General features: G+C 63.5%; 26 protein-coding genes. 13 read left to right on the forward strand and 13 right to left on the reverse strand.

Going from position 1 to position 21,247, the window contains the following annotated elements:
* The first annotated feature begins 35 nt into the window (after positions 1 to 35).
* From ABIB56_RS14085 to ABIB56_RS14110, 6 genes are all read left to right on the forward strand, one after another.
* Positions 36 to 485, forward strand: coding sequence for a hypothetical protein (locus ABIB56_RS14085; protein WP_354569853.1), 450 nt, complete (start codon positions 36 to 38; stop codon positions 483 to 485).
* Between the two features lie 178 nt (positions 486 to 663).
* Positions 664 to 900, forward strand: a complete 237-nt coding sequence (gene rpmB / locus ABIB56_RS14090) for a 50S ribosomal protein L28 (RefSeq protein ID WP_092550451.1) — start codon at positions 664 to 666, stop codon at positions 898 to 900.
* On the forward strand, positions 900 to 1,067 hold the full coding sequence (gene rpmG, locus ABIB56_RS14095) for a 50S ribosomal protein L33 (protein ID WP_502917612.1): 168 nt from the start codon (positions 900 to 902) through the stop codon (positions 1,065 to 1,067). The genes rpmB and rpmG overlap by 1 nt, the downstream gene beginning before the upstream one ends.
* 2 nt (positions 1,068 to 1,069) lie before the next feature.
* Positions 1,070 to 1,375: a 30S ribosomal protein S14 gene (gene rpsN, locus ABIB56_RS14100; protein WP_147784259.1), complete on the forward strand. Its 306-nt coding sequence runs from the start codon at positions 1,070 to 1,072 to the stop codon at positions 1,373 to 1,375.
* A 135-nt stretch (positions 1,376 to 1,510) separates the two neighbouring features.
* A complete protein-coding gene (locus tag ABIB56_RS14105) occupies positions 1,511 to 1,798 on the forward strand; it encodes an HU family DNA-binding protein (RefSeq protein WP_354569854.1) in 288 nt (95 codons plus the stop codon).
* Positions 1,799 to 1,934: 136 nt separating this feature from the next.
* The gene (locus ABIB56_RS14110) at positions 1,935 to 3,896 is read left to right on the forward strand and encodes a bifunctional copper resistance protein CopD/cytochrome c oxidase assembly protein (RefSeq protein WP_354569855.1); all 1,962 of its coding nucleotides are present in this window, start codon (positions 1,935 to 1,937) and stop codon (positions 3,894 to 3,896) included.
* 50 nt (positions 3,897 to 3,946) lie between these two features.
* Here the strand turns inward: ABIB56_RS14110 and ABIB56_RS14115 are convergent, their stop codons facing one another.
* Positions 3,947 to 4,918: a hypothetical protein gene (locus tag ABIB56_RS14115; RefSeq protein ID WP_354569856.1), complete on the reverse strand. Its 972-nt coding sequence runs from the start codon at positions 4,916 to 4,918 to the stop codon at positions 3,947 to 3,949.
* Positions 4,919 to 5,030: 112 nt separating this feature from the next.
* On the opposite strand from ABIB56_RS14115, the gene ABIB56_RS14120 reads away from it, so the two are divergent.
* Positions 5,031 to 6,329 (forward strand): ATP-dependent DNA helicase, encoded by a 1,299-nt coding sequence (locus tag ABIB56_RS14120; protein ID WP_354569883.1) that lies wholly within the window; start codon positions 5,031 to 5,033, stop codon positions 6,327 to 6,329.
* Positions 6,330 to 6,504: 175 nt separating this feature from the next.
* Here ABIB56_RS14120 and ABIB56_RS14125 read toward each other — a convergent pair whose 3' ends face one another.
* From ABIB56_RS14125 to ABIB56_RS14135, 3 genes are all read right to left on the reverse strand, one after another.
* Positions 6,505 to 7,155, reverse strand: a complete 651-nt coding sequence (locus ABIB56_RS14125) for a biliverdin-producing heme oxygenase (protein WP_354569857.1) — start codon at positions 7,153 to 7,155, stop codon at positions 6,505 to 6,507.
* A 292-nt stretch (positions 7,156 to 7,447) separates the two neighbouring features.
* On the reverse strand, positions 7,448 to 7,864 hold the full coding sequence (locus ABIB56_RS14130) for a DUF4383 domain-containing protein (RefSeq protein ID WP_354569858.1): 417 nt from the start codon (positions 7,862 to 7,864) through the stop codon (positions 7,448 to 7,450).
* A gap of 98 nt (positions 7,865 to 7,962) precedes the next feature.
* Positions 7,963 to 8,259, reverse strand: a complete 297-nt coding sequence (locus tag ABIB56_RS14135; protein ID WP_354569859.1) for a DUF2470 domain-containing protein — start codon at positions 8,257 to 8,259, stop codon at positions 7,963 to 7,965.
* Positions 8,260 to 8,303: 44 nt separating this feature from the next.
* On the opposite strand from ABIB56_RS14135, the gene ABIB56_RS14140 reads away from it, so the two are divergent.
* Positions 8,304 to 8,828 (forward strand): DinB family protein, encoded by a 525-nt coding sequence (locus ABIB56_RS14140; RefSeq protein ID WP_354569860.1) that lies wholly within the window; start codon positions 8,304 to 8,306, stop codon positions 8,826 to 8,828.
* Between the two features lie 56 nt (positions 8,829 to 8,884).
* Here ABIB56_RS14140 and ABIB56_RS14145 read toward each other — a convergent pair whose 3' ends face one another.
* From ABIB56_RS14145 to ABIB56_RS14165, 5 genes are all read right to left on the reverse strand, one after another.
* On the reverse strand, positions 8,885 to 9,532 hold the full coding sequence (locus ABIB56_RS14145; protein ID WP_354569861.1) for a dienelactone hydrolase family protein: 648 nt from the start codon (positions 9,530 to 9,532) through the stop codon (positions 8,885 to 8,887).
* Positions 9,533 to 9,634: 102 nt separating this feature from the next.
* Complete coding sequence (locus ABIB56_RS14150; RefSeq protein ID WP_354569862.1) at positions 9,635 to 10,021, reverse strand: flagellar assembly protein FliW; 387 nt, start codon at positions 10,019 to 10,021, stop codon at positions 9,635 to 9,637.
* The gene (gene flgL, locus ABIB56_RS14155) at positions 10,018 to 10,908 is read right to left on the reverse strand and encodes a flagellar hook-associated protein FlgL (RefSeq protein WP_354569863.1); all 891 of its coding nucleotides are present in this window, start codon (positions 10,906 to 10,908) and stop codon (positions 10,018 to 10,020) included. Before flgL ends, ABIB56_RS14150 begins: the two co-directional genes overlap by 4 nt.
* A 3-nt stretch (positions 10,909 to 10,911) precedes the next feature.
* Positions 10,912 to 12,336 (reverse strand): flagellar hook-associated protein FlgK, encoded by a 1,425-nt coding sequence (gene flgK / locus ABIB56_RS14160; protein ID WP_354569864.1) that lies wholly within the window; start codon positions 12,334 to 12,336, stop codon positions 10,912 to 10,914.
* Positions 12,337 to 12,346: 10 nt separating this feature from the next.
* Positions 12,347 to 12,832, reverse strand: a complete 486-nt coding sequence (locus tag ABIB56_RS14165; RefSeq protein WP_354569865.1) for a flagellar protein FlgN — start codon at positions 12,830 to 12,832, stop codon at positions 12,347 to 12,349.
* A 440-nt stretch (positions 12,833 to 13,272) separates the two neighbouring features.
* Here ABIB56_RS14165 and ABIB56_RS14170 point away from each other — a divergent pair, with 440 nt between their 5' ends.
* The 5 genes from ABIB56_RS14170 (at position 13,273) to ABIB56_RS14190 (ending at position 17,333) form a co-directional block, all read left to right on the forward strand.
* Complete coding sequence (locus tag ABIB56_RS14170; RefSeq protein ID WP_354569866.1) at positions 13,273 to 14,085, forward strand: sigma-70 family RNA polymerase sigma factor; 813 nt, start codon at positions 13,273 to 13,275, stop codon at positions 14,083 to 14,085.
* A 117-nt stretch (positions 14,086 to 14,202) separates the two neighbouring features.
* Entirely contained in the window at positions 14,203 to 15,036 is an 834-nt protein-coding gene (locus ABIB56_RS14175) for a flagellin N-terminal helical domain-containing protein (protein ID WP_354569867.1), read from the forward strand.
* 152 nt (positions 15,037 to 15,188) lie between these two features.
* Complete coding sequence (fliD, locus tag ABIB56_RS14180) at positions 15,189 to 16,571, forward strand: flagellar filament capping protein FliD (protein ID WP_354569868.1); 1,383 nt, start codon at positions 15,189 to 15,191, stop codon at positions 16,569 to 16,571.
* An 8-nt stretch (positions 16,572 to 16,579) separates the two neighbouring features.
* Positions 16,580 to 17,020: a flagellar export chaperone FliS gene (gene fliS, locus ABIB56_RS14185; RefSeq protein ID WP_354569869.1), complete on the forward strand. Its 441-nt coding sequence runs from the start codon at positions 16,580 to 16,582 to the stop codon at positions 17,018 to 17,020.
* Positions 17,013 to 17,333, forward strand: coding sequence for a hypothetical protein (locus tag ABIB56_RS14190; protein WP_354569870.1), 321 nt, complete (start codon positions 17,013 to 17,015; stop codon positions 17,331 to 17,333). The genes fliS and ABIB56_RS14190 overlap by 8 nt, the downstream gene beginning before the upstream one ends.
* A gap of 826 nt (positions 17,334 to 18,159) precedes the next feature.
* Here ABIB56_RS14190 and ABIB56_RS14195 read toward each other — a convergent pair.
* The 4 genes from ABIB56_RS14195 to ABIB56_RS14210 form a co-directional block, all read right to left on the reverse strand.
* Positions 18,160 to 18,975 (reverse strand): NAD-dependent epimerase/dehydratase family protein, encoded by an 816-nt coding sequence (locus ABIB56_RS14195; protein WP_354569871.1) that lies wholly within the window; start codon positions 18,973 to 18,975, stop codon positions 18,160 to 18,162.
* A complete protein-coding gene (locus tag ABIB56_RS14200) occupies positions 18,972 to 19,436 on the reverse strand; it encodes a MarR family winged helix-turn-helix transcriptional regulator (protein ID WP_354569872.1) in 465 nt (154 codons plus the stop codon). Before ABIB56_RS14200 ends, ABIB56_RS14195 begins: the two co-directional genes overlap by 4 nt.
* A gap of 295 nt (positions 19,437 to 19,731) precedes the next feature.
* Entirely contained in the window at positions 19,732 to 20,553 is an 822-nt protein-coding gene (locus ABIB56_RS14205; protein ID WP_354569873.1) for a polysaccharide deacetylase family protein, read from the reverse strand.
* Between the two features lie 498 nt (positions 20,554 to 21,051).
* A partial coding sequence (locus tag ABIB56_RS14210; RefSeq protein ID WP_354569874.1) for a hypothetical protein occupies positions 21,052 to 21,247 on the reverse strand: 196 nt, incomplete at its 5' end.

Below are 21,247 nucleotides of genomic sequence, written 5' to 3' on the forward strand. Positions count from 1 at the left end.
TCCTGCACACGACCACAACTCTCTGGGGGTTCTCCTTGACCGTTTCTTCGCGACACAGATTCGCCATCCTCGCGGCTTCCGCCGCAACACTGATCGCCCTCGCCGGCTGTTCCGGCGGCGGGAGTGCCGCTGGCGGTGGGGCTCCAGCAGGCCAGAGCAAGACTGCGGCCTGCAAGGCTCTCGAGAGCTCGGTCAGTGCCGCGTCGACGGATCTCAACGCGAGCCTCGGAAACATCGCCAGCGACCCGACCGCCGCCGTCGGCAAGTTGCAGAGCGTCGCCGACGCCTTCGACACGGGGCTCAAGAAGGTCACCAACGCGGATGTCAAGAAGGCCGGAGCGAAGGCCGACGATTCTCTGAAGGCGATGATCACGCAGGTCAAGGGTGCCCTCGCGGACCCGGCCAACGCGGACAGCACCAAGCTGCAGGCATCCGTCACGGCAGTATCAGACGACTTCACCGCTATCGGCAAGGTCTGCAAGTAGTGGGCCGCGTCACCGCTCCGCTTGCACCCGGCGGCGCCAATCCGTAGTATTAGACGCTGCTGGGTGCATTTTGCGCCCGAGCCTGTACACAAATCCATCAGCAGTTTCTTGGTGGATGGTGTGTGCCGACAAGAGACCTTGGGTAGAGACGACCTCTCTACGGTATTGGAGGAAAACCATGGCCGCAGTGTGCCAGGTGACCGGAGCCGTTCCCGGCTTCGGACACAACATTTCGCACTCGCACCGTCGCACCAAGCGACGTTTCGACCCGAACGTGCAGAAGAAGACGTACTACGTACCGTCGCTTCGCCGTAACGTCACGCTCACGCTGAGCGCAAAAGGCATCAAGGTCATTGATGCTCGCGGCATCGAGTCCGTGGTCAAGGACATCCTGGCCCGTGGGGAGAAGATCTGATGGCTAAGTCACAGGACGTTCGTCCGATCATCAAGCTCCGTTCGACCGCCGGTACCGGTTACACCTACGTGACCAAGAAGAACCGTCGTAACGACCCCGACCGACTCGTGCTCAAGAAGTACGACCCCATTGTGCGTAAGCACGTCGAATTCCGCGAGGAGCGCTAAGCATGGCGAAGAAGAGCAAGATCGCTGCCAATGAGCAGCGCAAGATCGTGGTTGCGCGGTACGCGACCAAGCGACTGGAGCTGAAGAAGGCTCTCGTCGACCCGACGTCGACCGACGCTGAGCGCGAAGCCGCTCGCCTCGGCCTGCAGAAGCTTCCTCGCAACGCATCTCCGGTGCGCGTGCGTGGTCGTGACGCCATCGATGGCCGTCCGCGTGGTTTCCTCAGCCAGTTCGGGGTTTCCCGTGTTCGTTTCCGCGATATGGCGCACCGGGGCGAATTGCCCGGAATTACCAAGTCAAGCTGGTAAATTACAGGCGGTTGCAGGGTTTCGGTCCTGATGGCCGACTTTGCATATAACTGAAACGCTCGATCCAAGCAACAGAACTGTTCTCGTGAGCAGGAATGTTTGTTCTGAAAAGCACAACGTCCGAGGAGGACTTCAATGGCTGACAAGTCACTAAACCGTACCGAGCTCGTCGCGGCAGTTGCCGCTGCGTCTGGCCAGAGCCAGGCGTCAGTTAATGGCGTCCTTGACGCCCTGTTCAGCACCCTCGCGACCTCGGTCGGCGAAGGCACCAAGGTTACGATTCCGGGCTGGCTCGCAGTCGAGCGCACGCACCGTGCCGCTCGCGCGGGTCGCAACCCTTCGACCGGCGAGGCGATCCAGATCGCTGCCGGTTACGGCGTGAAGGTCAGCGCTGGCAGCAAGCTCAAGGCTGCTGCGAAGTAGTTCACTTCTCTCACCGCAAGGGGATGTCGGCCACTGGCCGGCATCCCCTTCGGCGTTAACGCCCGGAGCGCGTGAACGCGGGCGGCGTGAACGCTGACGGCTCCAACGTTCAGGCGCCTCGAATAGGCTGGATGCCGTGCCAAGACTCGTGAAAGTCGCCGGTCCAGCCCTGCTGCTGGTCGTCGCTTTCGCCTCCCTGTTTGTGGCTCTCAAGATCGGTGGAGCGGCCGATCCGTACCGCTTTTTCGACCCGGGCGCCGTCGTCCGCTACGGCCTCCCGGCAGCCAACGTGCTTTTCAACCTCGGCGCCTCCGTCACTATCGGCGCGCTGATCCTGGTCTGTTTCGCCATGAGCGAGAGAGAGAAGGAGTTCGCCAGGACCCTCGACATCGCCGCCGGAGCCGCCGCCTTCTGGTCGATCGCCGCCGCCCTCGTCGGATTCCTGACCTTCATGAATTTCCACACGGCGCCGATCAGCCTCGATTCGACCTTCGGGGCCCAGCTCGGGCAGTTTCTCACCGGCGAGGAGGTGGGGCAGGCCGCGCTCGCTTCCACCCTGATCCCGGCCGCCGTCACTGTGCTCTGCTTCGCTGTTCGCAACCGCACCGTGCTCGTGTTCGTCACGATCTTCGCGGCCACCGGCCTGCTGCCGGAGGCGCAGCAGGGCCACTCCTCGGATGCCGTCGGCCACGACGCCGCCGTCACCTCACTCGGCCTGCATCTCGCCTTCGCCGCCGTCTGGTTGGGCGGGCTGGTCACCATCGTGCTGGCGCGCAAGACGCTCGAGCACGGGCGGATCGGACCGATCATCTCGCGCTACTCCACGCTGGCGTTCATCTGCTTCATCGTCGTCGGTGCCTCCGGTGTCGTGAACGCGTCGCTGCGTGTGCCCAACTTCGAGAGTCTGCTCAAGCCCTACGGCATCCTCGTGCTGATCAAGGTCTTCGCGCTGGGCGCGCTCGGCATCTTCGGACTCGCCCAGCGCCGCTTCCTGGTGGCCAGGATGCAGCGCGCAGACAACGGCGGCCGCGGCTACTTCTGGTGGATGGTCGCCGCCGAACTCGGATTCATGGGTCTCGCCTCGGGGGCCGCAGCCGCCCTGGCCAAGACCGACCCGCTCATTCCGCAGGTGGCGGTGACCACCAGTCCGGCCTGGATCCTGACGCAGTCACCGCTGCCACCGGAGCTGACCTTCGCGCGCTACTTCACCACGTGGAACTTCGACCTCATGTGGATGCTGATCATCGCCTTCCTGGCGTTCTTCTACCTCGCCGGTGTCTGGCGCCTGCACAAGCGCGGTGACCGCTGGCCCTGGTATCGCACTGTGCTCTGGCTCGCCGGACTTGCCGGGCTCTTCTATGTGACCAACGGCGGCATCAACGCCTACGAGAAGTACCTGTTCAGTGTGCATATGCTCGGCCATATGGTCCTCGGGATGATGATCCCTGTGCTGCTTGTTCCAGCGGCACCGCTCACTCTCGCCCTGCGCACCATCGTGAAACGGGGGGACGGCAGTCGTGGTACGCGGGAGTGGATCATGCTCGCCGTGCATTCGAGGGCCGCCGGCATCCTCACCAATCCGGTCGTGGCCGCGGTGATCTTCGTCGGCTCGCTCTGGCTCTTCTACTACACGCCGCTGTTCAGCTGGGCGACGACGGACCACATCGGCCATACCTGGATGGTCGTGCACTTCCTCACCGCCGGCTACCTCTTCGTGCAGTCGATGATCGGGGTCGATCCTGTGCCGCATCGCGCACCGTATCCGATGCGACTGCTGACGCTGCTGGCCACCATGGCCTTCCATGCGTTCTTCGGGCTGTCGCTGATGACCGGATCCGGCCTGCTGCTGGCCAACTGGTTCGGGGCGATGGGCCGCACCTGGGGTGTTAGCGCGATTGCCGACCAGCAGACCGGCGGCGGTATCGCCTGGAGCGTGGGGGAGATCCCCACGGTGATCCTCGCCATCACGGTCGCGATCATGTGGAGCCGCAGCGACGAGCGTGATGCCAATCGACTGGACCGCAAGGCCGACCGCGATGGCGATGCCGAGCTCACGGAGTACAACAGGATGCTGGCCGACAGGGCTCAGCGGGGCTGATCGCCGGCGCCGCGCTGTCAGTACTGCGCCGCTGGTCCCTGGGCCGCTGATTAGTATTGGGCGGTGATGAGCGGATCGCCGTTGGCCTGGAAGGTGATCAGGTAGCGCACGGTGAACGGCACGTCCTGGTCGAAGTTCGAGATCGTGCCGTCGAAGATCGACTTCACCTTCACCACGAGGTGCGCGATCGCCGGCGTCTCCGGTACCTGCCAGGTACCGGCCTTGCTCCCGGGGATGATCGCGACAGTCGGGTAGGCGGTCATCGACCAGGTTGGGTCGTTCTGGATCCGGTCGGTGATCGGTTTGCCCATCGGGCATCCGGTGGGCAGCAGCACTCTCTGTGTGACGCAGTCGCCGAGGTAGCTGCGCAGTTCTTTCTGCACGTCCGCGACGAAGGTCTTGTTCGCCCGAATGTCGACCGCAGCCTGCACGGTGCCCCCGACCTCACTCACCAGCACCGTCGTCTTCGGCGCGGTAAGGAAGGCGGAGCTGTGGCTGAGTTCGACAGAAGACGGCGTGAAGACCAGGAAATTGTCAGGCACGCTCGCGCCGCCCGTCGAAGCGAGGTGCACGCCGTTGGCGTCGAACTCCGCGTCGTTCTTCGGAGTGACCTGCAGCGTGCTCACCGGGCTCTCCACGAAGCGCCAACCCGAGAAGAGCCCGAGGCGTGCGCCGGTCTGCTCCACGTGGAAGGTGGTCGTGCCCTTCGTTCCGTCGAAGGCGTAGCCGTATTTCACACTGTGCGTGCCGTCGCGGTTGTCGGTATCGCTGACCAGGTGGATGTCGGCGAGGTCGCCCAGTGCACCCGGCGCGGTCAGCTTCGTCGAGGCCTTCCTGTCCAGGCTCACGCCGGGGATGTCCAGTGTGCTCTCCACGTCGTGTCGGGCGAGCGTGTCGAGGTAGGAGTGGACGAAGCCGGAGGCGCTGTACAGGGTGAGGTTGAGCGTCGCGACGGTGCCGACGAAGGCGACCACCAGGAGCCCTGCGAGCACAAGCAGACGGGTGAGTACCTTGCGCTCCATCCCCACATCCTAAGCTGGCGCGTTGTCCACCGATCGTCTCGCGCAGCGTGCCGTGCGCGCGAGCGAGGGTAGATTGGAGAGACTGTTCGGCGACCGTGGTGGAGGGCTTATCGTGAGTGGATTCGCCCTGTCCGCCGAGCAGGCCGCGGTGTTCGAGACGATCGAGAACACCAGGGAGAACATCTTCGTCACCGGTCGCGCGGGCACCGGAAAGTCCACTCTTCTCAACCATCTGTCGTGGAACACCGACAAGCAGGTCGTTATCGCCGCACCCACCGGGGTCGCGGCGCTCAACGTCGGCGGCCAGACCATCCACTCGCTGTTCCGGTTGCCGATCGGGGTGATAGCCGACCACGACATCGATCAGAGCGGCGATCTGCGCAAGCTGCTCAACACCATCGACACCCTCGTGATCGACGAAGTCTCGATGGTCAACGCCGACCTCGTGGATGCCATCGACCGCAGCCTGCGCCAGGCGCGCCAGAAGCCGTTCACTGCTTTCGGGGGAGTGCAGGTGGTGCTGTTTGGGGATCCATACCAGCTGGCCCCCGTGCCAGGCGATGCTGACGAGCGCGCCTACTTCTCCGACCAGTACCGCTCGATGTGGTTCTTCGACGCCAAAGTCTGGCAGGAGACCGAGCTACGGATCTTCGAGCTCACCACCATCCACCGCCAGCACGAGGCCGAATTCAAATACATGCTCAACGCCGTGCGCCACGGGCATGTCACCGCAGAGATCGCGGGCAGACTCAACGAGACAGGTGCGAGGCCGGCGCCTACGGATGGCACGATCACCCTGGCCACCCGCAACGACACCGTCAATCGCATCAATGCCGCTGAGCTCGGGCGTCTGCCCGGCCGGGTTCTCACGGCGAAGGCCGAGATCACCGGAGAGTTCGGCGGCAGGGCCTTTCCCGCCGACGAAGCGCTCGATCTCAAGGTCGGCGCGCGCGTGATGTTCCTGCGCAATGACTCAGGCACCGATGGTGGCCAGCGCTGGGTGAACGGCACCATCGGAACGGTCACCAGGATCGCCTCCACTGTCTTCGTGGAGGTCGACGGTGAGATTCACGAGGTGCAGCCGGCCATCTGGGAGAAGTTCAAATATACCTACTCGGCCACCACGAAACAGTTGCGCAAAGACATCGTCGCCGAGTTTCAGCAGTTTCCGCTCCGACTGGCCTGGGCGGTCACCATCCATAAATCGCAGGGTAAAACCTACGATCGTGCGATCGTGGATCTGGGCTCCGGCACCTTCAGCGCCGGCCAGACCTATGTCGCACTGAGCAGGCTCACCGAACTCGAGGGCCTGTACCTCAGCCGCCCGCTGCGACCCAGCGACATCCGCGTCGACCCGGATGTCGAGCGTTTCATGAGCCGCGCGACAACGGTGCCGGGCATCGAGGCCTGAACTGCCGCCAGATCGGGCGGGGACTGCCCAAGTTGATCGGTCGCCGCGGTTCCTGTGCTCGACGTGCGCGTCTGGTAAAGCGGGTCGATGCGGCCGGATGGGGTCAACGCGGTGACCCCATCCGGCCGCATCGACCCCGAAAGCCGTTCGTCGCCGGGGCCACGTGGGGCGTTTACTACGCAGCGGCGGCCTTCGCTCGCGACAGGTCTTCGAAGAGCTCCGTGTTGAAACGGTAGGCGATGAGTACTTCGTCGATCACGCGCTCACGCTCCTCCGCATCCCAGCCGACGGCATCCAACTGGTGGCGGTAGGTCTCCTTGAACTGCTTCGGTCTGGCGATCTGGTCGAAGAGGTAGAACCCGACACCGTTGGTTTCGAAGCCGAACTGGCGCTGCATCAGTGTGCGGATGACCTGGCCGCCAGACAGGTCGCCGAGGTAGCGGGTGTAGTGGTGGGCGATGAACCCGCCCGACCAGGTTGCCGCCACGGTGTTCAGTCGGTCGACGTAGCGCTGCGTGGTGGAGAGTGGGACGACCGTGTCGCGCCAGTCATCGCCGATCAGAAAGTGCAGGTCTTGTTCGATGGCGGGAAGGCGGGTGAGCTGGGGTGAGATGAACTGCGCGGCGACCGCGTCATCCGCCATTCCGGCCGCTGCCGCCTCGAGGGCTTCGTAGATGAAGTAGTGCTGGGTGACGAGGGCGATGTAGTCGTCGCGGGTGCCTTTGCCTGTCATGAGATCGGACATAAAGGATGCCCCCTCGCTGTCGCCGTGGCTCGACCAGGTGCGCTCGCGAAGGGCCTGCGAGAAGGGAATGACGGCAGACACGGCAGGGCGCTCCGGAGGATCGAGGTTAGGTTGCCCTAAGTTTAGCCAGACTCTGCTCGCGCGCATCTGCGAATCGACCGCGAAAGCACCGGCCGCGCCTGGCTGGACAGGCGCGACCGGTACAGCTAAACGGCCTCAGTGCCCGGCCGGGGACGTTGAGATCGTAAGAATGATGAACGCCAGCCAGGTACGCGTGATCTGTGACACGGTGGCTCTCCCCTCCCGCATGGTCGCCGTCATCAGCCTCCGTCGTTGGCTTTTCCGTTGTCGGCTTCTCTGTCGTCGGCGCAGACTAGGCGACAGCGGCGTGGCTGACACCCTTGTCAGCCCCGAGCCCGACGCCGAGAAGAAGCACGGCACTCGCGAAATGCAGGATGTGGTCCGCCCCGTTGAGGGCCAGGATGTTCGCATCAGTACCGGTGATGAAGAGGCCGACGATACCGAGCACGAGATAGGTAGCACCCACCACGCTATTCACGGTTCTCGCCGCGCTCACCCCGGACAGGCCGGCAAGCAGCAGCGCAGCACCGATCACCAGGTGGGCGACATTGTGGAAGACATTCACCTCGAAGATGCCGAGCAGCAGGCCACCCGAGGTCTCGAAGAAGCCGGTGTTGGACGCGCTGGTCGTGATGAAACCGAGCAGCCCGACAACGAGATAGACCGCACCGAAGACGACGGCCAACAGGCGGTTAGGAGATCTGGTCATGAAGTTCCTCTTCCAGGGTCCGACGAACGTCGCTCCCGCTGGGTATTCGTACTCGACGCCATCACAGTTTGGTAGGTAATTGGCAACCGGTCATTACATCAGTGCGGGCGGCGTTCGATGCCGAGGCGCTCGCAGGCGGCCTCGTAGAGCACGACGATCTCGCGGCGGATCTCCGCCCGCTCGGTGATCGCCACAGACCACGGCAGTGTGAGCGCTCTCGTCTCTCCGACCGCGGCATAGGTCCAGTAGCCGCCGGCGCCGTCGAGTGAAACCATGGTGGCGGCATCCGCGGATGCGTCGGCGAAGGCTCGCACGATCAACAGATTGTCGTCCCGATGGTCGCTGTTCATATGGGTGAGCACGGCGGATACGACATCATCGGGGAAAGTTGGCACAAAATCTACGGTATCCGGTTATCGGCGTGCCGCACGATGGAGCCATGGCGATTACACCTGACACGAAAAACTGGACCTGGGTCATCGAGAAGCCGTGCCCGGAGTGCGGTTTCGACGCATCCGGCTTCGGCGAGACGGATGTCGCGGCGATCCTCCGCGCGAATGCCCAGTCATGGCCGACCGTTCTCCACCGCGCCGAGGTGCGGCTGCGCCCAGACGACAGCACCTGGTCGCCCCTGGAGTACGGAGCTCACGTGCGCGATGTGATCAGGCTCTACACCGAGCGCCTGGCTCTGATGCTGGAGCAGGACGACCCGCTCTACCCGAACTGGGACCAGGATGCCACGGCGCTCGCCGAGCGCTACAACGAGCAGGATCCCGCGATCGTGTCCGACGAACTGCTCCGGGCGGCGCGGGTTCTCGCCGACGCCTTCGACGCGGTGCCGGATGATGCCTGGGGCCGGCCTGGACGTCGCAGCGACGGCGTGCAGTTCACGATCACGAGCTTCGCGAAGTACTTCATCCACGACCCGGTGCATCACCTGTGGGATGTCACGCACGACGCATGACGACAGAGCACACTTCGACAGGCTCGGTGAGCGGTAGGGCTCGGTGAGCGACGGGGTCAGTCGACCAGGTGATCGGTGAGGAATGACGCGGTGCGGGCGAATGCCAGCGCCGCCGCGTTGACGTCGGTCTTGTCGACAATGGTCGCGTTGGCGAAGGAGTGCACGGTACCGAGGTAACTGAACTCGGTCACCGGGGTGCCGTGATCTTTGAGACGGCCGACGAAAGACTCCGGCTCCTCCCCCTGCCGCCAGTCGTCGGTCTCGGCGAACTGCAGCAGCACGGGGCAGGGGATGACGCCGTGCTGCGAAGCGCCGAGGGTCGCGTAGTAGGCGACCACGGCATCCACTGCGCCACCCTGCGCGTGCAGGAGAGCGAGCCATCCGCCCATCGAGAAGCCGACGACGCCGACCCTCTCGGTGCCCTCTGTGTGGGCGGCCTGGATCACTTCGTCGAGGGAGGCCAGCGCGGTGGCGACATCCAACTCGTTCATCAGTTCTTCGGCCGTGGCCTCGTCGGTCGTTGCGACGCCGGAAAACAGGTCGGGCACTGCGACACGGTAACCCTGGTGCTCGAGACCTCGTGCGTAGTTCTCCAGCCACGGTAAGCGGCCATACCAATCGTGCACGAGTACGACGAGAGGTCTGCCCGGTTCGCCGTAGTACAGCGGAGTCCCCGGGGAGGGAATGGCGACCAGATCCGACATGACGGCCCTTCCGAGAACGATCGCGGTCTCGTTGCCGTCACTCTATCCGAGGGCGCCCCTTCGCGGAATCAGGCCGACCGGGCGTTCAGGCCGACCGGGCGTTCAGGCCGACCGGGCGAAGGAGAGCTCTGCCCTCAGCGGCCAGTCCTGGCCTTCGAGGATGACCTGCGCGCAGGAACCCGTTTTCGCGTTGACGATGATCGGCGCCATCAGGTTCATACTGGTGCCGTTCTCGCCGGGGTTGGCCACGACGAGCACCATGGCATCCTCCGGGGTGTTCAGGTCGAGCGCGGTACCCTGCTCGTCGGTGATCTCCGGCGAGTAGTCGGGCAGGTACAGCGCGGCGTCGATGACGAAGAGGCGGATGGCGTCGTTGTCGACCGAGCGCACCGAGTACAGGCCGTTCGCGCCCTCGATGTCGGTGAGGGTGAAGTCGAGAAGAGGCTCCAGCCCGGGAGGCGGGGTGACGAAGGTCAGGGTGGCGCTCATCGGAGGAAATCCATCAGGGTCGGCTGCAGGGTGCGCGAGGTGATCGCGAGGGCGGCCTGGTAGGTGACCTCCTGCTGCTTCAACTGGATGATGATCTGGCTGAGGTCAACATCCTCGATGTCGCTTCGTTGGGCCTCGAGCGCTCCTGAGGTTTGCAAGTTGGCGTCCTTCGCTTTCGTGATCTGGGAGGCACGTGCTCCGACCGAGCTCTGGGCGCTGACCACCGCTGTCGTGGCGTCGTCGATGGCGCCGATACGGGATCCGATGTTCACGCCGGCGCGCAGGTCGGCGACGATATTGTCGACCAGGGCGAAGACGGAACTCCCACCGGTGCCGAAGACGGCGGCTCCGTCGGCATCCACCTGCACTGTGGTGTTCGGTGCGATGGGGCGTTGCACGGGGCTGCCGGTGCCGGTGAAAGTGTAGGCGGCCGGCGTGCCGGTGAAGGCGACACCCGTGTCGGAATCGCCGGCGAAGACGGTGCGCCCGAGGTAGGTGGTGTTCGCCTGGGCGAGCAGGTCGCTTCTGAGGCCCTCGAGTTCTTTGGCGATCGCCTCCTTGGCGGTCACCGACAGGCTTCCGTCGTTGGCGCCCTGCACAGTGAGGTCTCGCACCTTGTTGAGGATCGCGGTGCTGGCCGACATGGCGGAGTCGATGGTGGTGAGCCAGTTGCCGCCGTCGTCGATGTTGCGACCGTACTGGGCTGTGGCGCTCTGCGCGACGCGCACGCGCATCGAATCCGCCGTGCCGGCCGGGTCGTCCGATGGCACGGCGATCTTCTTGAGGCTCGAGGCGGTGTTCTGCAGGCGGGCGAGCTGGGCTGCGCTCGACTGCAGGTTCAACGACGCGGTGGTCATTCTGGTCTGGGCGGTCACACGGGTGAGCATGGGCTACCTTCCGACGATTCCGGTGTGGTTGATGAGCACGTCGAGCATCTGATCGACGGCGGTCATCACGCGGGCGGCGCCCTGGTATGCGGTTTGGAACGTGAGCATGTTGACGTTCTCCTCGTCGAGGTCGACCGAGGAGTTCGACAGCTGCGCGCTGGAGGCGGATGTCGCGGCCGACTCGGCCAGCGTCGCCTGCTGCAACGCGCTCTTGGTGGTGACGCCGATCGTGGTCACGAAGGTCGACCAGACGGAGTCAGGGGAGTCGGATGCGCTGCCGAGGGCGGCGATCGCGACGGCATTGGCATTGTCGAGCGCACCCGCACCAGGAGTACCGGTGGCGATGTCGGCGGCCGAAGTCGGGATCACGCTGAGCCCGAGTGCCGCTGGCCCGCTGGCCGAGACGCCGAAGAAGTCGAGCCCGGTCGCTCCGCTGCTGGTGCCTCCGGCCTGGTGTGCCGTGTTCACCTTGTCAGCGAGATAGGTGGCAAAAGCGTTGTAGCTCGCGGCGGCCTCGGCGATCGAACCGCCGGTCCCGGTGGCATTGGCAGCGGCCAGCATCGCCACCGACCCGGCCATCTCGCCCGACTCGACGGCGACGGTGAAGCCGGGGCGACCGGCCCATTCGAGTGTGACTGCGGAGGCGCCCGCTCCGGCCATGGTGGTGCTGCCCACGACGTTGACGGCGCGGAAGGTGTCGCCGGTGACGAGGGCGTTGCCGCCGACCAGCACCTCGGCCGTGCCATCCGGCAGGTCTCGCACGGTGCCACCGGTGAGAGCAGCGATCGTGGTGGTGAGCGTGTTGCGCTGGTCGAGGAGTTCGTTGGCAGAGCCACCGGACGCGAGGGTCGAGCGGATCTGGCCGTTGAGGGCGGCAACCTGCTGGCCAGCGCTGTTCAGCTCGTCGGCCATGCCGCTGAGCTTGCTGCGCGTCTCCGACCATTCGTCGTTCACGGCGTTGTAACCGCCGGCGATCTGCGAGACCAGTGAGTTCGCCTGCAGGAGCAGCACTCCGGTCGGTGCCGCATCGCCGGGATGGTTCGCCACGTCTCCCCAGGCGGACCAGAAACCCAGCAGCTGGGCCGAAACGCCGCCGGTGCCAGGCTCATGGAGCGAGGCCTGGATGGAGGTGAGTGCATTGGAGCGAACGGCGAGGTTGCCGGATGTCGCGGCAGAGGTTCGCACTCTCGCGTCGAGGTAGGCGTCGCCGAGGCGGGCAACCCCGTCGACGGAGACTCCCTGCCCCACCTGGGCACGTCCCGACAGCGGTCCGACCTGCGCGAGCGAGCCGATGGCAGAGGTGGTCAGGCGCTGGCGGGTGTAGCCGACAGTCGACGCGTTGGTCATGTTCTGGCCGACGACATCGAGGCCACGGCGCGCGGCGGTGAGACCGGTGTACGCCGTGGTGAGACCGCTGAATGTGCTCATCCGTCGTTCCTCAGAGGGTGAAGTCGAACATCTGGGCGGAGGTCGAGCCTTGCCCCGATGCGCCGTTGGCGTTGTAGGTGCCGCTCTCCGTGCCGCCATCGGCCTGGGCATCCTGAATGAACCGGATGGCGGTGCGCAGGTAATGCTCGTTGAGATCGCGCAATTCTTTGATCTGGTTGGTCTGCTCGGTGAGCGCCGCGAGATGCGCGGCGAAGATGTCGGCCCACGGACCGGATGGTGCCTTCGCGACGAGTTCGCGCAGTGTGACGTTCTCGTCAGCTCCCCATTCGGCAGCGACGATGGATGCCTCGACGGTGCGGGCGAACCCGGCATTACGGAGTCGCTCCATCACCTGCTCCACCTCACGGGTGGCGTACTGCAGCCAGCGGGACTTACCGGAGGTCAGCAAAAACTGCTCCTCCTCCAGCTTGAAAGCCAGGAGGTCGAGTAGCTCGCGCTCACGCCACAAACACGCTGATAGTTCGTTCGCGCTCATGTCTGCTCCAGTTCGATCGTCGGCTAATGCGGACGTTCCTCCAGATCGTGCAACCGACTGCATGGGTCTCCACCTCGTTCATGGATGACTATCGGCAAGGGTACCTCCCGGGTTAGGGAGATCGGCGGCGGCTTCCTGAGAGTCGGCACAGCCGGTATACGTCGCGCTGTCCACAACCTGGAGGACATTTTGGCCGTTTCGGGGTACAGCTTCCCCCGGATTGGGGGCAGGTTTGAGCCAAACTCGGTGGTTTTTGACCCCTCTCAGCCCGATAGAGTCCAAGCAGATCGACGGAAACCCCCGGTTCTGACGGTCACCCGGAGCTACACGCAAGACCCGAAACGCACCACAACTTTTACCCGAAAAACCAAGTTTTTGATCAGACGTCGTGATGACGTCGGCCGAGACGCGATCACTGGGATCGCACACGGGGGATGGCAGTGAATCGGACAGAGCGCAACGCACTGGTGGTGGAGAACCTTCCACTTGTCGGCTACCTGGTTTCAGAGGTCTGGGCGAAAGCCACTCACCTCTCACGCGACGACCTCGCATCGGCGGGAGCTGTCGCCCTGATCACTTCGGCTGACTCCTTCAACCCGGAGCTCGGCATCCCCTTCGGCGCATTCGCTCGCAAGCGCATCGTCGGCGCCTTCGCTGACGAGATGCGTTCGAGCGACTGGGCCACCCGCGGTGCGCGTCGCCGCATCAAGGAGACCACCGCCGTGCAGGACGCGCTCACCGCCGGTCTCGGTCGCGCACCGAGCGTCGACGAGATCGCCTCGGCGATGGGTGTCGATCGCGAGGAAGCCGCCGCGGGACTCACGGACGCCGCACGGGTCGTCTCCGCACTCGATGACACCACCGCCGAGTTCCTCATCGCCGACTCCGCACTTCCCGAAGAATCGCTCCTCTCTACTGAGCGTCTCGGATACCTCAGGGCCGCCATCGAATCCCTGCCGGAGAAGATGCGTACCATCGTCACCCAGGTCTACTTCGACGACCGCTCGGTCAAAGAGATTGCGGAAGAGCTCGGCATCACCCACTCCGCTGTGTCGCAGCAGCGTGCTGAGGCCATCCGCCTACTGCGCGACGGACTCGAGACCCACTACTCGGATTCGCCGGCGGAGTACGCACCCGTCTCGCGCATCGCTCCGGCAGCACGCAGCGCCTACCTGGCCCGCGTCGCGAGCAACGCCCTCGCCGGGATGTCGCACATCGCCCAGCAGCGCGCCACAAGCGCCGCAGCATCCTGAAAAAAATAAAAAAGTTTCAGCCCGGCTCCTAACGCGCTTGCGCAGGATGCCGATAGCTGAAGGTGTCGGACCACGGATGGGCCGATTCATTCAACCCACATCACGGAGGAATACATCATGGGTTTCCAGGTAAACACCAACGTTTCGGCACTCAACTCGTACCGTAACCTCAGCAACACGCAGAACGATCTCGCCAAGTCCCTGGAGAAGCTGTCCAGTGGTCTCCGCATCAACCACGCGGCGGATGACGCAGCTGGTCTCGCAATCTCCCAGGGTCTGCAGTCGCAGGTCGGAGGCCTCATGGTCGCCAGCCGCAACGCGCAGGACGGCATCAGCGTCATCCAGACCGCTGAAGGTTCGCTCTCCGAGGTTCAGACCATCCTGCAGCGCGTTCGTGACCTCGCTGTTCAGTCCGGTAACGACTCGAACAACGCAGACTCACGTACCGCCATTCAGACCGAAGTTACGGCACTCGGCGACGAGCTGACACGAATCAGCACATCGGCGAACTTCAACGGCACCCAGCTGCTGACAGGTGCGGCCACCACTGCCGGACTGACGTTCCAGATCGGTGCCGGTTCGTCCGCGGCAAACGACCAGATCAACGTGAAGACGACGGATGTCGCCGCGATCGCCACCGCGGTCAACGCAATGACGTTCACCGACAGCGCCGCGGCGCTCACGTCGATCGCGTCGGCCGAGACCCAGATCACCTCGGTGTCGACCGCTCGCGCCAACCTTGGTGCGCAGCAGAACCGGTTCGAGAGCGTCATTCGCAACCTCAGTGTCTCGACGGAGAACCTGACGGCGGCGAAGTCGCGCATCACCGACACCGACATGGCGTCGGAGATGGTCAAGTACACCCGCTCGAACATCCTGTCGCAGGCCGGCACGGCGATGCTCGCGCAGGCCAACCAGTCGAACCAGGGCGTTCTTCAGCTCCTTCGCTAAATCGGGCCCCTTCACTACCTAGGGGAGTGATCAACGCCCGGTGGCGGTCGAGGTGAGAACTGGACCTCTCGCCGTGATTGCCGCCGGGCGTTTACCCGCGTACACAGCACCAACGACAATTTCACCGACGACGACCTGATCGGAGGATCGACATGGGAATCTCACTCGACGGCCTGTCCAGTGGACTGGACACCACGACTCTCATCGCGAGCCTCATGCAGGCCGAAGCGCAGCCCCAGACTCTGCTCAAGAACCAGATCAGCAACGTCAACAACGAAATCGCCGCCTACCAGGCCCTCAACGCCAAGATCTCCGCTCTCGCGGATCTCGCGAAATCGTCGGCAAAACCCGGAGCTCTCGACCTCTATAAGGCGACGACGAGTTCCACCACCCTCACCGCGACGACCGGTGCCGGTGCGACGGGGGGCGAACTGCAGGTCGTCGTCAGTGCACTCGCCACCTCGCAGATCGGCGTCTCGGCGGCCATGGCCACCTGGCCGTCCCCCGGTACTCTCACCATCGTCGGGCACGCTGGAACCGCCGTCGAGATCACGCCGGCCTCAGACTCCCTCGACGACGTCGTCAAGGCGGTCAATGCTTCCGCCGCCGGCGTCACAGCGACCAAAGTCGCGGCCGGCACCGATCCCGTGTCGGGTGAGAAGCAGTACCGCATCCAGTTCTCCAGCAAGACCACCGGCGCGGACTCGTCCTTCGAGGTGCACACCGGCGCTGCGGTCGATGTCTCCGCTGCCAACAATGTTCTGACCGCTTCCGGTGCAGCGGTGATCAAGACCGCGCAGGATGCCTCGATCACCCTGTGGGGCGGAACCTCGGCCGAGCAGGTCATCACCTCGGCGAGCAACACCTTCACCGACCTGCTTCCGGGTGTGAACGTCACGGTCACGGCCGTCTCTACCGACCCCGTCACGATCACCGTCGCGAGAGATGCCGCCCAGGTCAGTACCCTCACCAGCAGCCTGGTCGATTCGCTGAAATCGGTGTTCTCCCTCATCAGCACGAACTCGACGGTGAGCTCAAGCGTCGGGTCAGACGGTCAGACCGCGGTCAAGAGTGGCATCTTCGCCGGCGACAGCACCGTGCGCGACATCAACCAGAAGATTCTCACCGCGGCATCGATGCCGATCAACGGGCATTCGCCATCCGAGTACGGCATCACGGTGACCCGCGACGGCACCCTGACCTTCGACAAAGACAAGTTCACCGCGGCGCTTGCGGCCGACCCGGCCACCGTGAACGCGGTGGTGACCGAGATCGCATCGCGCGTCGCCGCGGCGGCCACGAATGCGTCCGACAAGTACACCGGAACTCTCACCGGCAAAATCACCGGGGACCAGTCGCAGGCGCGGAGCCTCGGCGACCAGGTGGCCAGCTGGGACATCCGCCTCGCCAGCCGCAAGGCCGGCCTCGAGCGCACCTACTCCGCCATGGAGGTCATGCTCAGCAACCTCAAAGCACAGCAGGCCAGCCTCACCTCGCAACTTTCCTCTCTCGGCAGCTCAACGACGGGAAACTAACCATGACGATGACGACTCTCAGCGCCCAGCGTTCGCAGTACAACAACGACGCGATACTCTCGGCGTCTCCGGTTCGACTGCTCACGATGCTCTACGACAGGCTGCTGCTCGACCTCGGTCGCGCGGAGATCGCCCACTCGCAGTTCGACTGGCCGGTGATGTCGTCCAACCTTCTTCACGCCCAGGCGATCGTCTCGGAACTCAGCACCTCACTGAAGGTTGAGTTGTGGGATGGCGGCGACAACCTACTGGCGCTCTACAACTACTGCAACGGGCTGCTCATCACGTCCAATGTGCGGCGCGATGCCTCGGGCATCCGTGAGACCATCGAGCTGTTCGAACCACTGCGCCAGGCCTGGCACGAGGCGGCCGGTCAGCTCTCGGTGCCGAACCGCTCGGATCTGACAGGTTCACAGTCCACCGACTCGAGGGAGCTCGGCGTTGCCTGACACTCAGACCAACTGGGACAACTGGGTCGCCGTGCTCTCGGCGATGGAGGCCAGCCTCACCGACGCGGATGCCACGACCGACTGGGACGACGAGTTGGATGCTGCGGCTCCGGTCTGGGTGATCCCCGACGAGATCGGTCCGCTCCCCGCCGAGCTCCGCGACCACGCGGCGCGGGTGCTGCAAGCCCAGGACGAGACGATCCGCCGGCTCGAAGGCCACCGCGAGGTGACTGGACGGCACCTCGCCGCGCTGCGCTCGATCCCCTCCGGATTGCAGGGCGGACACTCCGCGTACCTCGACGTCACAGGCTGACGAAACCATAGAGGACGCTGCAGTTAGGCGGAGATCCGGAGCGGTGACAGGTCTATCAATCAGGATCGGACCCCGACTAGACACGCTTACGGCATCATCCTCGACATCTGGTTGGAATGCACCCCAAACCGACGCCACGGCCACGGATCCCGTGCACGCGACCGACCGCTGCCGACTCGACCGCAGTAACGACTAAGGAGTGTCCGCAGATGGTTCCGCTTGACGACACAGCTTGACGACGCACCTCGGGGTCGGTGTGCCCACGAATTGATCGTCTCTACTGATCCTTGCGTCGCGCGGATGTGATTGGTGCCTCGTACGGGTATTTGTTTGGCCGCAGGTACCGCCAATGCAATTGTTGGGCAGCGTCGATGGGGGCCGCAAGGACGGCCGGGTCGGCGTGTCGGAATAGCCAGAGGTAGAAGACAAAAATTGCTATTTGCAGCGCCACTAGGGTGCCGGAAACAATCGCGAACGTTACCGAACCCGAGAAAATGGCACTCCCAAACACAATAAGAAGCACAGCTAGATTGAAAGCGCGAAAGTACACAGAACGACGAAGGGCATCTCCTTTAGTGCGTACGCGCGGCATGGGCTGAGCGTACTCTTCACGACACCACTTGTCCGGAGCAGGTTCCGCTTACGGGCGGCCGATCCGGACGAAAAGTGGTCGAGAGCGTGCTCTCGCGATGGCGGGAAATGCCGTCCGGTGATGGTCCCGCTGCGGGTACTGGATGAAGTCGGAATCCAGCCCCGGTCGCACTTTCGCGAGCTCCTCTTATATAGGGGTTGCATCCCGTTTCCAAGTGCGACGCCGGATGCTTGACTACAGCTTGCCTTCGCGTACTGCCTGGTAAATGGTTGCAACCTTTGGCTGGAACCCGAGGGTCCGAGCGAGCGTCACGTCCATGTGGCCTTTCCATGGATCGTTCAGCGGTTCTGCCGAGTCCTCGTAAGAGAAGTCGAGGATCCGCGCGATCTCGTACATGGTCAGTGGTGATTCGTCGGCGATGTTGACGATGCGGCCGTCCATGACGCCGGTGAGTGCGAGCTCGAAAGCGGTCGCGATGTCTTCATGGTGGATCACGCTGAGTTTCGCGGCGGGGTGCCAGTTCATGCTCGCGACCATCGCGGGGAGTGATTCCAGGTGTCCGTCTTTGTCACCGTAGATGAAGGGGAGCCGGAGGATGCCCCAATTCAGTCCGCTGCCATGGAGTTCTTTCTCTGCTGCGATTTTGCTCGCCGGGTAGGCGAGCGTTGGGTTGACCTCGTCGTTCTCCCGACCGGGGTGGGAGATGTTCGGGTCATACACGTTGGAGGTACTCGCCATAAGAAACTGAACGTTTGGATTGTGTTCTTTGGCTGCGGCGATGAGGTTTCGGGTGCCGTCGAGGTTCACTTTCCAGATCTGATCCTCATCGGGTGTGCGGAACAACGCCGCGAGATGAACGATCGAGGTCACACCCTCCACAGCGGCCGCTAGTGAGTCGGGACTGAGGATGTCACCCTCAATCGCGGTAACTCCGTCGGGAACATCTTTGCCGGGCCTCACGAGAGCGCGGCAGTCGATCCCTGCTTCAACGAATCGCTTCAAAATTCGAGGACCCACAAGGCCCGTTCCACCGGTTACGAGGATTGTCATGATGTTGTTGCTCCTTTTTTGTAGTCCACGAGTCGCTGGGTAGCGGCTTCGAGGACATGCTTTGTCGTCTCGATCTCCGTGCGATCGACCCCCTCGAAAGCGACCCCGGTGATCAATGCGATCGGATCGGGGACCGAGGACCAAAGATCCATGCCAGCAGTTGTCATGTGCAGCACTTTCTGCCGCTGATCGTCGGTGTCGGGCGTTTGTTCAATGAGTCCCTTGCGGACGAGGGCGCTGAGCACTGCACTGAGCGTCGCGCGCTCGACCTCGAGTTGACGCGTCAGATCGCGCTGATTCATCGGCCCACGATTGGCGAGAAGATAAAGGACATACCACTGGGTATTTCCCAGATCGTAGGGACGCAGAACGGCTTCCATCAATGCGCGGCTCGCGAGAAAGTACTTTTTCGCCCACGACCCGGCGGCTTCAAGATTCGTCTCATCATTATTGTTAGGCACCTAATTAGTCTGTCAGGTAGCTAGCAATCTGTCAAGCAGGCTCAGGGTTCTCGACTTCGCTCAGATCGAATACGCGGCTCGCTTCCTCACGACTGTCTGTGGCCTGGTCCATTCAGAGTCTTCATCAGGCATAGGTCGACGATGCGTTGACGCTAAATAAGTCTCCACTGAATGCGCGAGGCGACACGGCCTCATAGTCGTTCCTGCGCGCATTTCTGGAACGCGAAAACTGTCTCCATAGTCCCGCGGTTGAGGGGCTGGTGGTCGAGTGGGTGAGGGGCGCGAGCAAAGGGGGTTAGAGGAATACGTCTCGCAGTGTCACGGTTTGCAGTCCGCGCTCTTGGATGATGGCGCTCAGTTGTGGGAAGACCGTGGTGACCGGCAGGTGGTTGGCGTGACCGAGCACGATGTGTCCCGGAAGAAACCACTGGGTAGCGAATGACACGACCTGGTCGGGGGTGATGAGTCCCGAATCCGACAGCGTGCCGTACCAGAGCACCGGGGTTGTGTAGCCGATACTCGCTGCCAGCCTGCGAACCCGGGCGTTGAGAAAGCCGTAGGGCGGACGGAAGTACGGCCGAGCATCCACTCCATAGGTGGCCAGGATGAAGTCGTGATTGCGCTGCAGCTCCGCCACCACCTGGCTGTCATTGAGCTTGGTGAGGTTCGGGTGATCCCAGGTGTGATTGCCGAGTTGGATCTGGCCGGATGCGACGAGAGGGCGGAGCAGGGCCGCATGCTCCGTCCAGCCGGGGTTATCCCCGTTGAGGAAGAAGGTGATCCTCGTGCCGGTCGCGGCGGCGAATTCGGCGTACTTGCGGATCACCTCGGCATTGGTACCGTCATCCACCGTCCAGGCCATCAGCGGGCCTGTGCCGGGAAGTTTCGTGATCCCATCGCTTGGAAGTGCGACCTTGGTCAGGTGCGGCGGGCCCTGAAGCGGAACCGAAACGTTCGTGGGATTCGGGGTCGGCGACGAGCTCGGCGAGGTTGTCGACGGTACCGGCGGTGCGCTGGCTCCCTTGGGGCGGTTATCCGACCCCATCGTGCTCGAGCATCCGGCGAGCAATAGTGCCGCCGCGCCCGCTCCGACGGCGAGGAATACTCGGCGATCCATGCAGTCACCCTCTTTCCTCAGGGAACCCAGCCCACGCATTAGTGGGCGGTATATCCGCCATCGACCAGATGATAACTCCCGGTGATGAACGAAGCGGCCTAGTTCCACCAGCTCGGCGACCGAATAGGTGCCGGCACGACACAGCTCCACTAAATGCTCTTTTCTCATGGGCGAGAGTTTGAGGCGTCGACCGCGAAGCCGGCCCTTCGCGCGTGCACGCCCGTATTAGGTCAGCTTCGAGCTCTACGACCACTTGCGTACACGATCGAGCGAATCCCTCTCAACCTCCGCCTGCTACCACCTCAGCGGCTCACGTTCCCACGGGACCGGAGAGAATCGGATCTCACCCGATACCTCGTCGGCGGTGACCGGTCGTCGGGTGAGACTCCAACACGACGTCAGAGATGCACACAACGTTCGTCTAGCGGGCGCGCCGAGATGGTAGTGAGACATGTTCGGTCCATGGATGAGGTCCAGAGGTTGAACTCCACAGTTGACTCAATGGACGAGCCGTTTGGGTCCCTCGTTCGTCGCCGCAGGCATGGTTCTAACCCACCGGCACAGCGTGTATATGCGACCAACGTGCTGGCATTCGACTTTGTTGACGCCGACTGAAAACAGGGCCACTTTTGCCAACTGAAAATAGGGCCACCGGGGGTTGTGGTTTTTATTCTGCCGTATCGGCAGGCTGGTG

Source organism: Glaciihabitans sp. UYNi722, assembly GCF_040549465.1.
Classification (GTDB): Bacteria; Actinomycetota; Actinomycetes; order Actinomycetales; family Microbacteriaceae; genus Lacisediminihabitans.

What these genes read in the sequence shown, in the direction of transcription:
- rpmB (WP_092550451.1), top strand. Translation starts at nt 664, where the DNA reads ATGGCCGCAGTGTGCCAGGTGACCGGAGCCGTTCCCGGCTTCGGACAC.
- rpmG (WP_502917612.1), top strand. Translation starts at nt 900, where the DNA reads ATGGCTAAGTCACAGGACGTTCGTCCGATCATCAAGCTCCGTTCGACC.
- rpsN (WP_147784259.1), top strand. Translation starts at nt 1,070, where the DNA reads ATGGCGAAGAAGAGCAAGATCGCTGCCAATGAGCAGCGCAAGATCGTG.
- ABIB56_RS14105 (WP_354569854.1), top strand. Translation starts at nt 1,511, where the DNA reads ATGGCTGACAAGTCACTAAACCGTACCGAGCTCGTCGCGGCAGTTGCC.
- ABIB56_RS14115 (WP_354569856.1), bottom strand. Translation starts at nt 4,918, where the DNA reads ATGGAGCGCAAGGTACTCACCCGTCTGCTTGTGCTCGCAGGGCTCCTG.
- ABIB56_RS14130 (WP_354569858.1), bottom strand. Translation starts at nt 7,864, where the DNA reads ATGACCAGATCTCCTAACCGCCTGTTGGCCGTCGTCTTCGGTGCGGTC.
- ABIB56_RS14140 (WP_354569860.1), top strand. Translation starts at nt 8,304, where the DNA reads ATGGCGATTACACCTGACACGAAAAACTGGACCTGGGTCATCGAGAAG.
- ABIB56_RS14145 (WP_354569861.1), bottom strand. Translation starts at nt 9,532, where the DNA reads ATGTCGGATCTGGTCGCCATTCCCTCCCCGGGGACTCCGCTGTACTAC.
- ABIB56_RS14150 (WP_354569862.1), bottom strand. Translation starts at nt 10,021, where the DNA reads ATGAGCGCCACCCTGACCTTCGTCACCCCGCCTCCCGGGCTGGAGCCT.
- flgL (WP_354569863.1), bottom strand. Translation starts at nt 10,908, where the DNA reads ATGCTCACCCGTGTGACCGCCCAGACCAGAATGACCACCGCGTCGTTG.
- flgK (WP_354569864.1), bottom strand. Translation starts at nt 12,336, where the DNA reads ATGAGCACATTCAGCGGTCTCACCACGGCGTACACCGGTCTCACCGCC.
- ABIB56_RS14165 (WP_354569865.1), bottom strand. Translation starts at nt 12,832, where the DNA reads ATGAGCGCGAACGAACTATCAGCGTGTTTGTGGCGTGAGCGCGAGCTA.
- ABIB56_RS14175 (WP_354569867.1), top strand. Translation starts at nt 14,203, where the DNA reads ATGGGTTTCCAGGTAAACACCAACGTTTCGGCACTCAACTCGTACCGT.
- fliD (WP_354569868.1), top strand. Translation starts at nt 15,189, where the DNA reads ATGGGAATCTCACTCGACGGCCTGTCCAGTGGACTGGACACCACGACT.
- fliS (WP_354569869.1), top strand. Translation starts at nt 16,580, where the DNA reads ATGACGACTCTCAGCGCCCAGCGTTCGCAGTACAACAACGACGCGATA.
- ABIB56_RS14195 (WP_354569871.1), bottom strand. Translation starts at nt 18,975, where the DNA reads ATGACAATCCTCGTAACCGGTGGAACGGGCCTTGTGGGTCCTCGAATT.
- ABIB56_RS14205 (WP_354569873.1), bottom strand. Translation starts at nt 20,553, where the DNA reads ATGGATCGCCGAGTATTCCTCGCCGTCGGAGCGGGCGCGGCGGCACTA.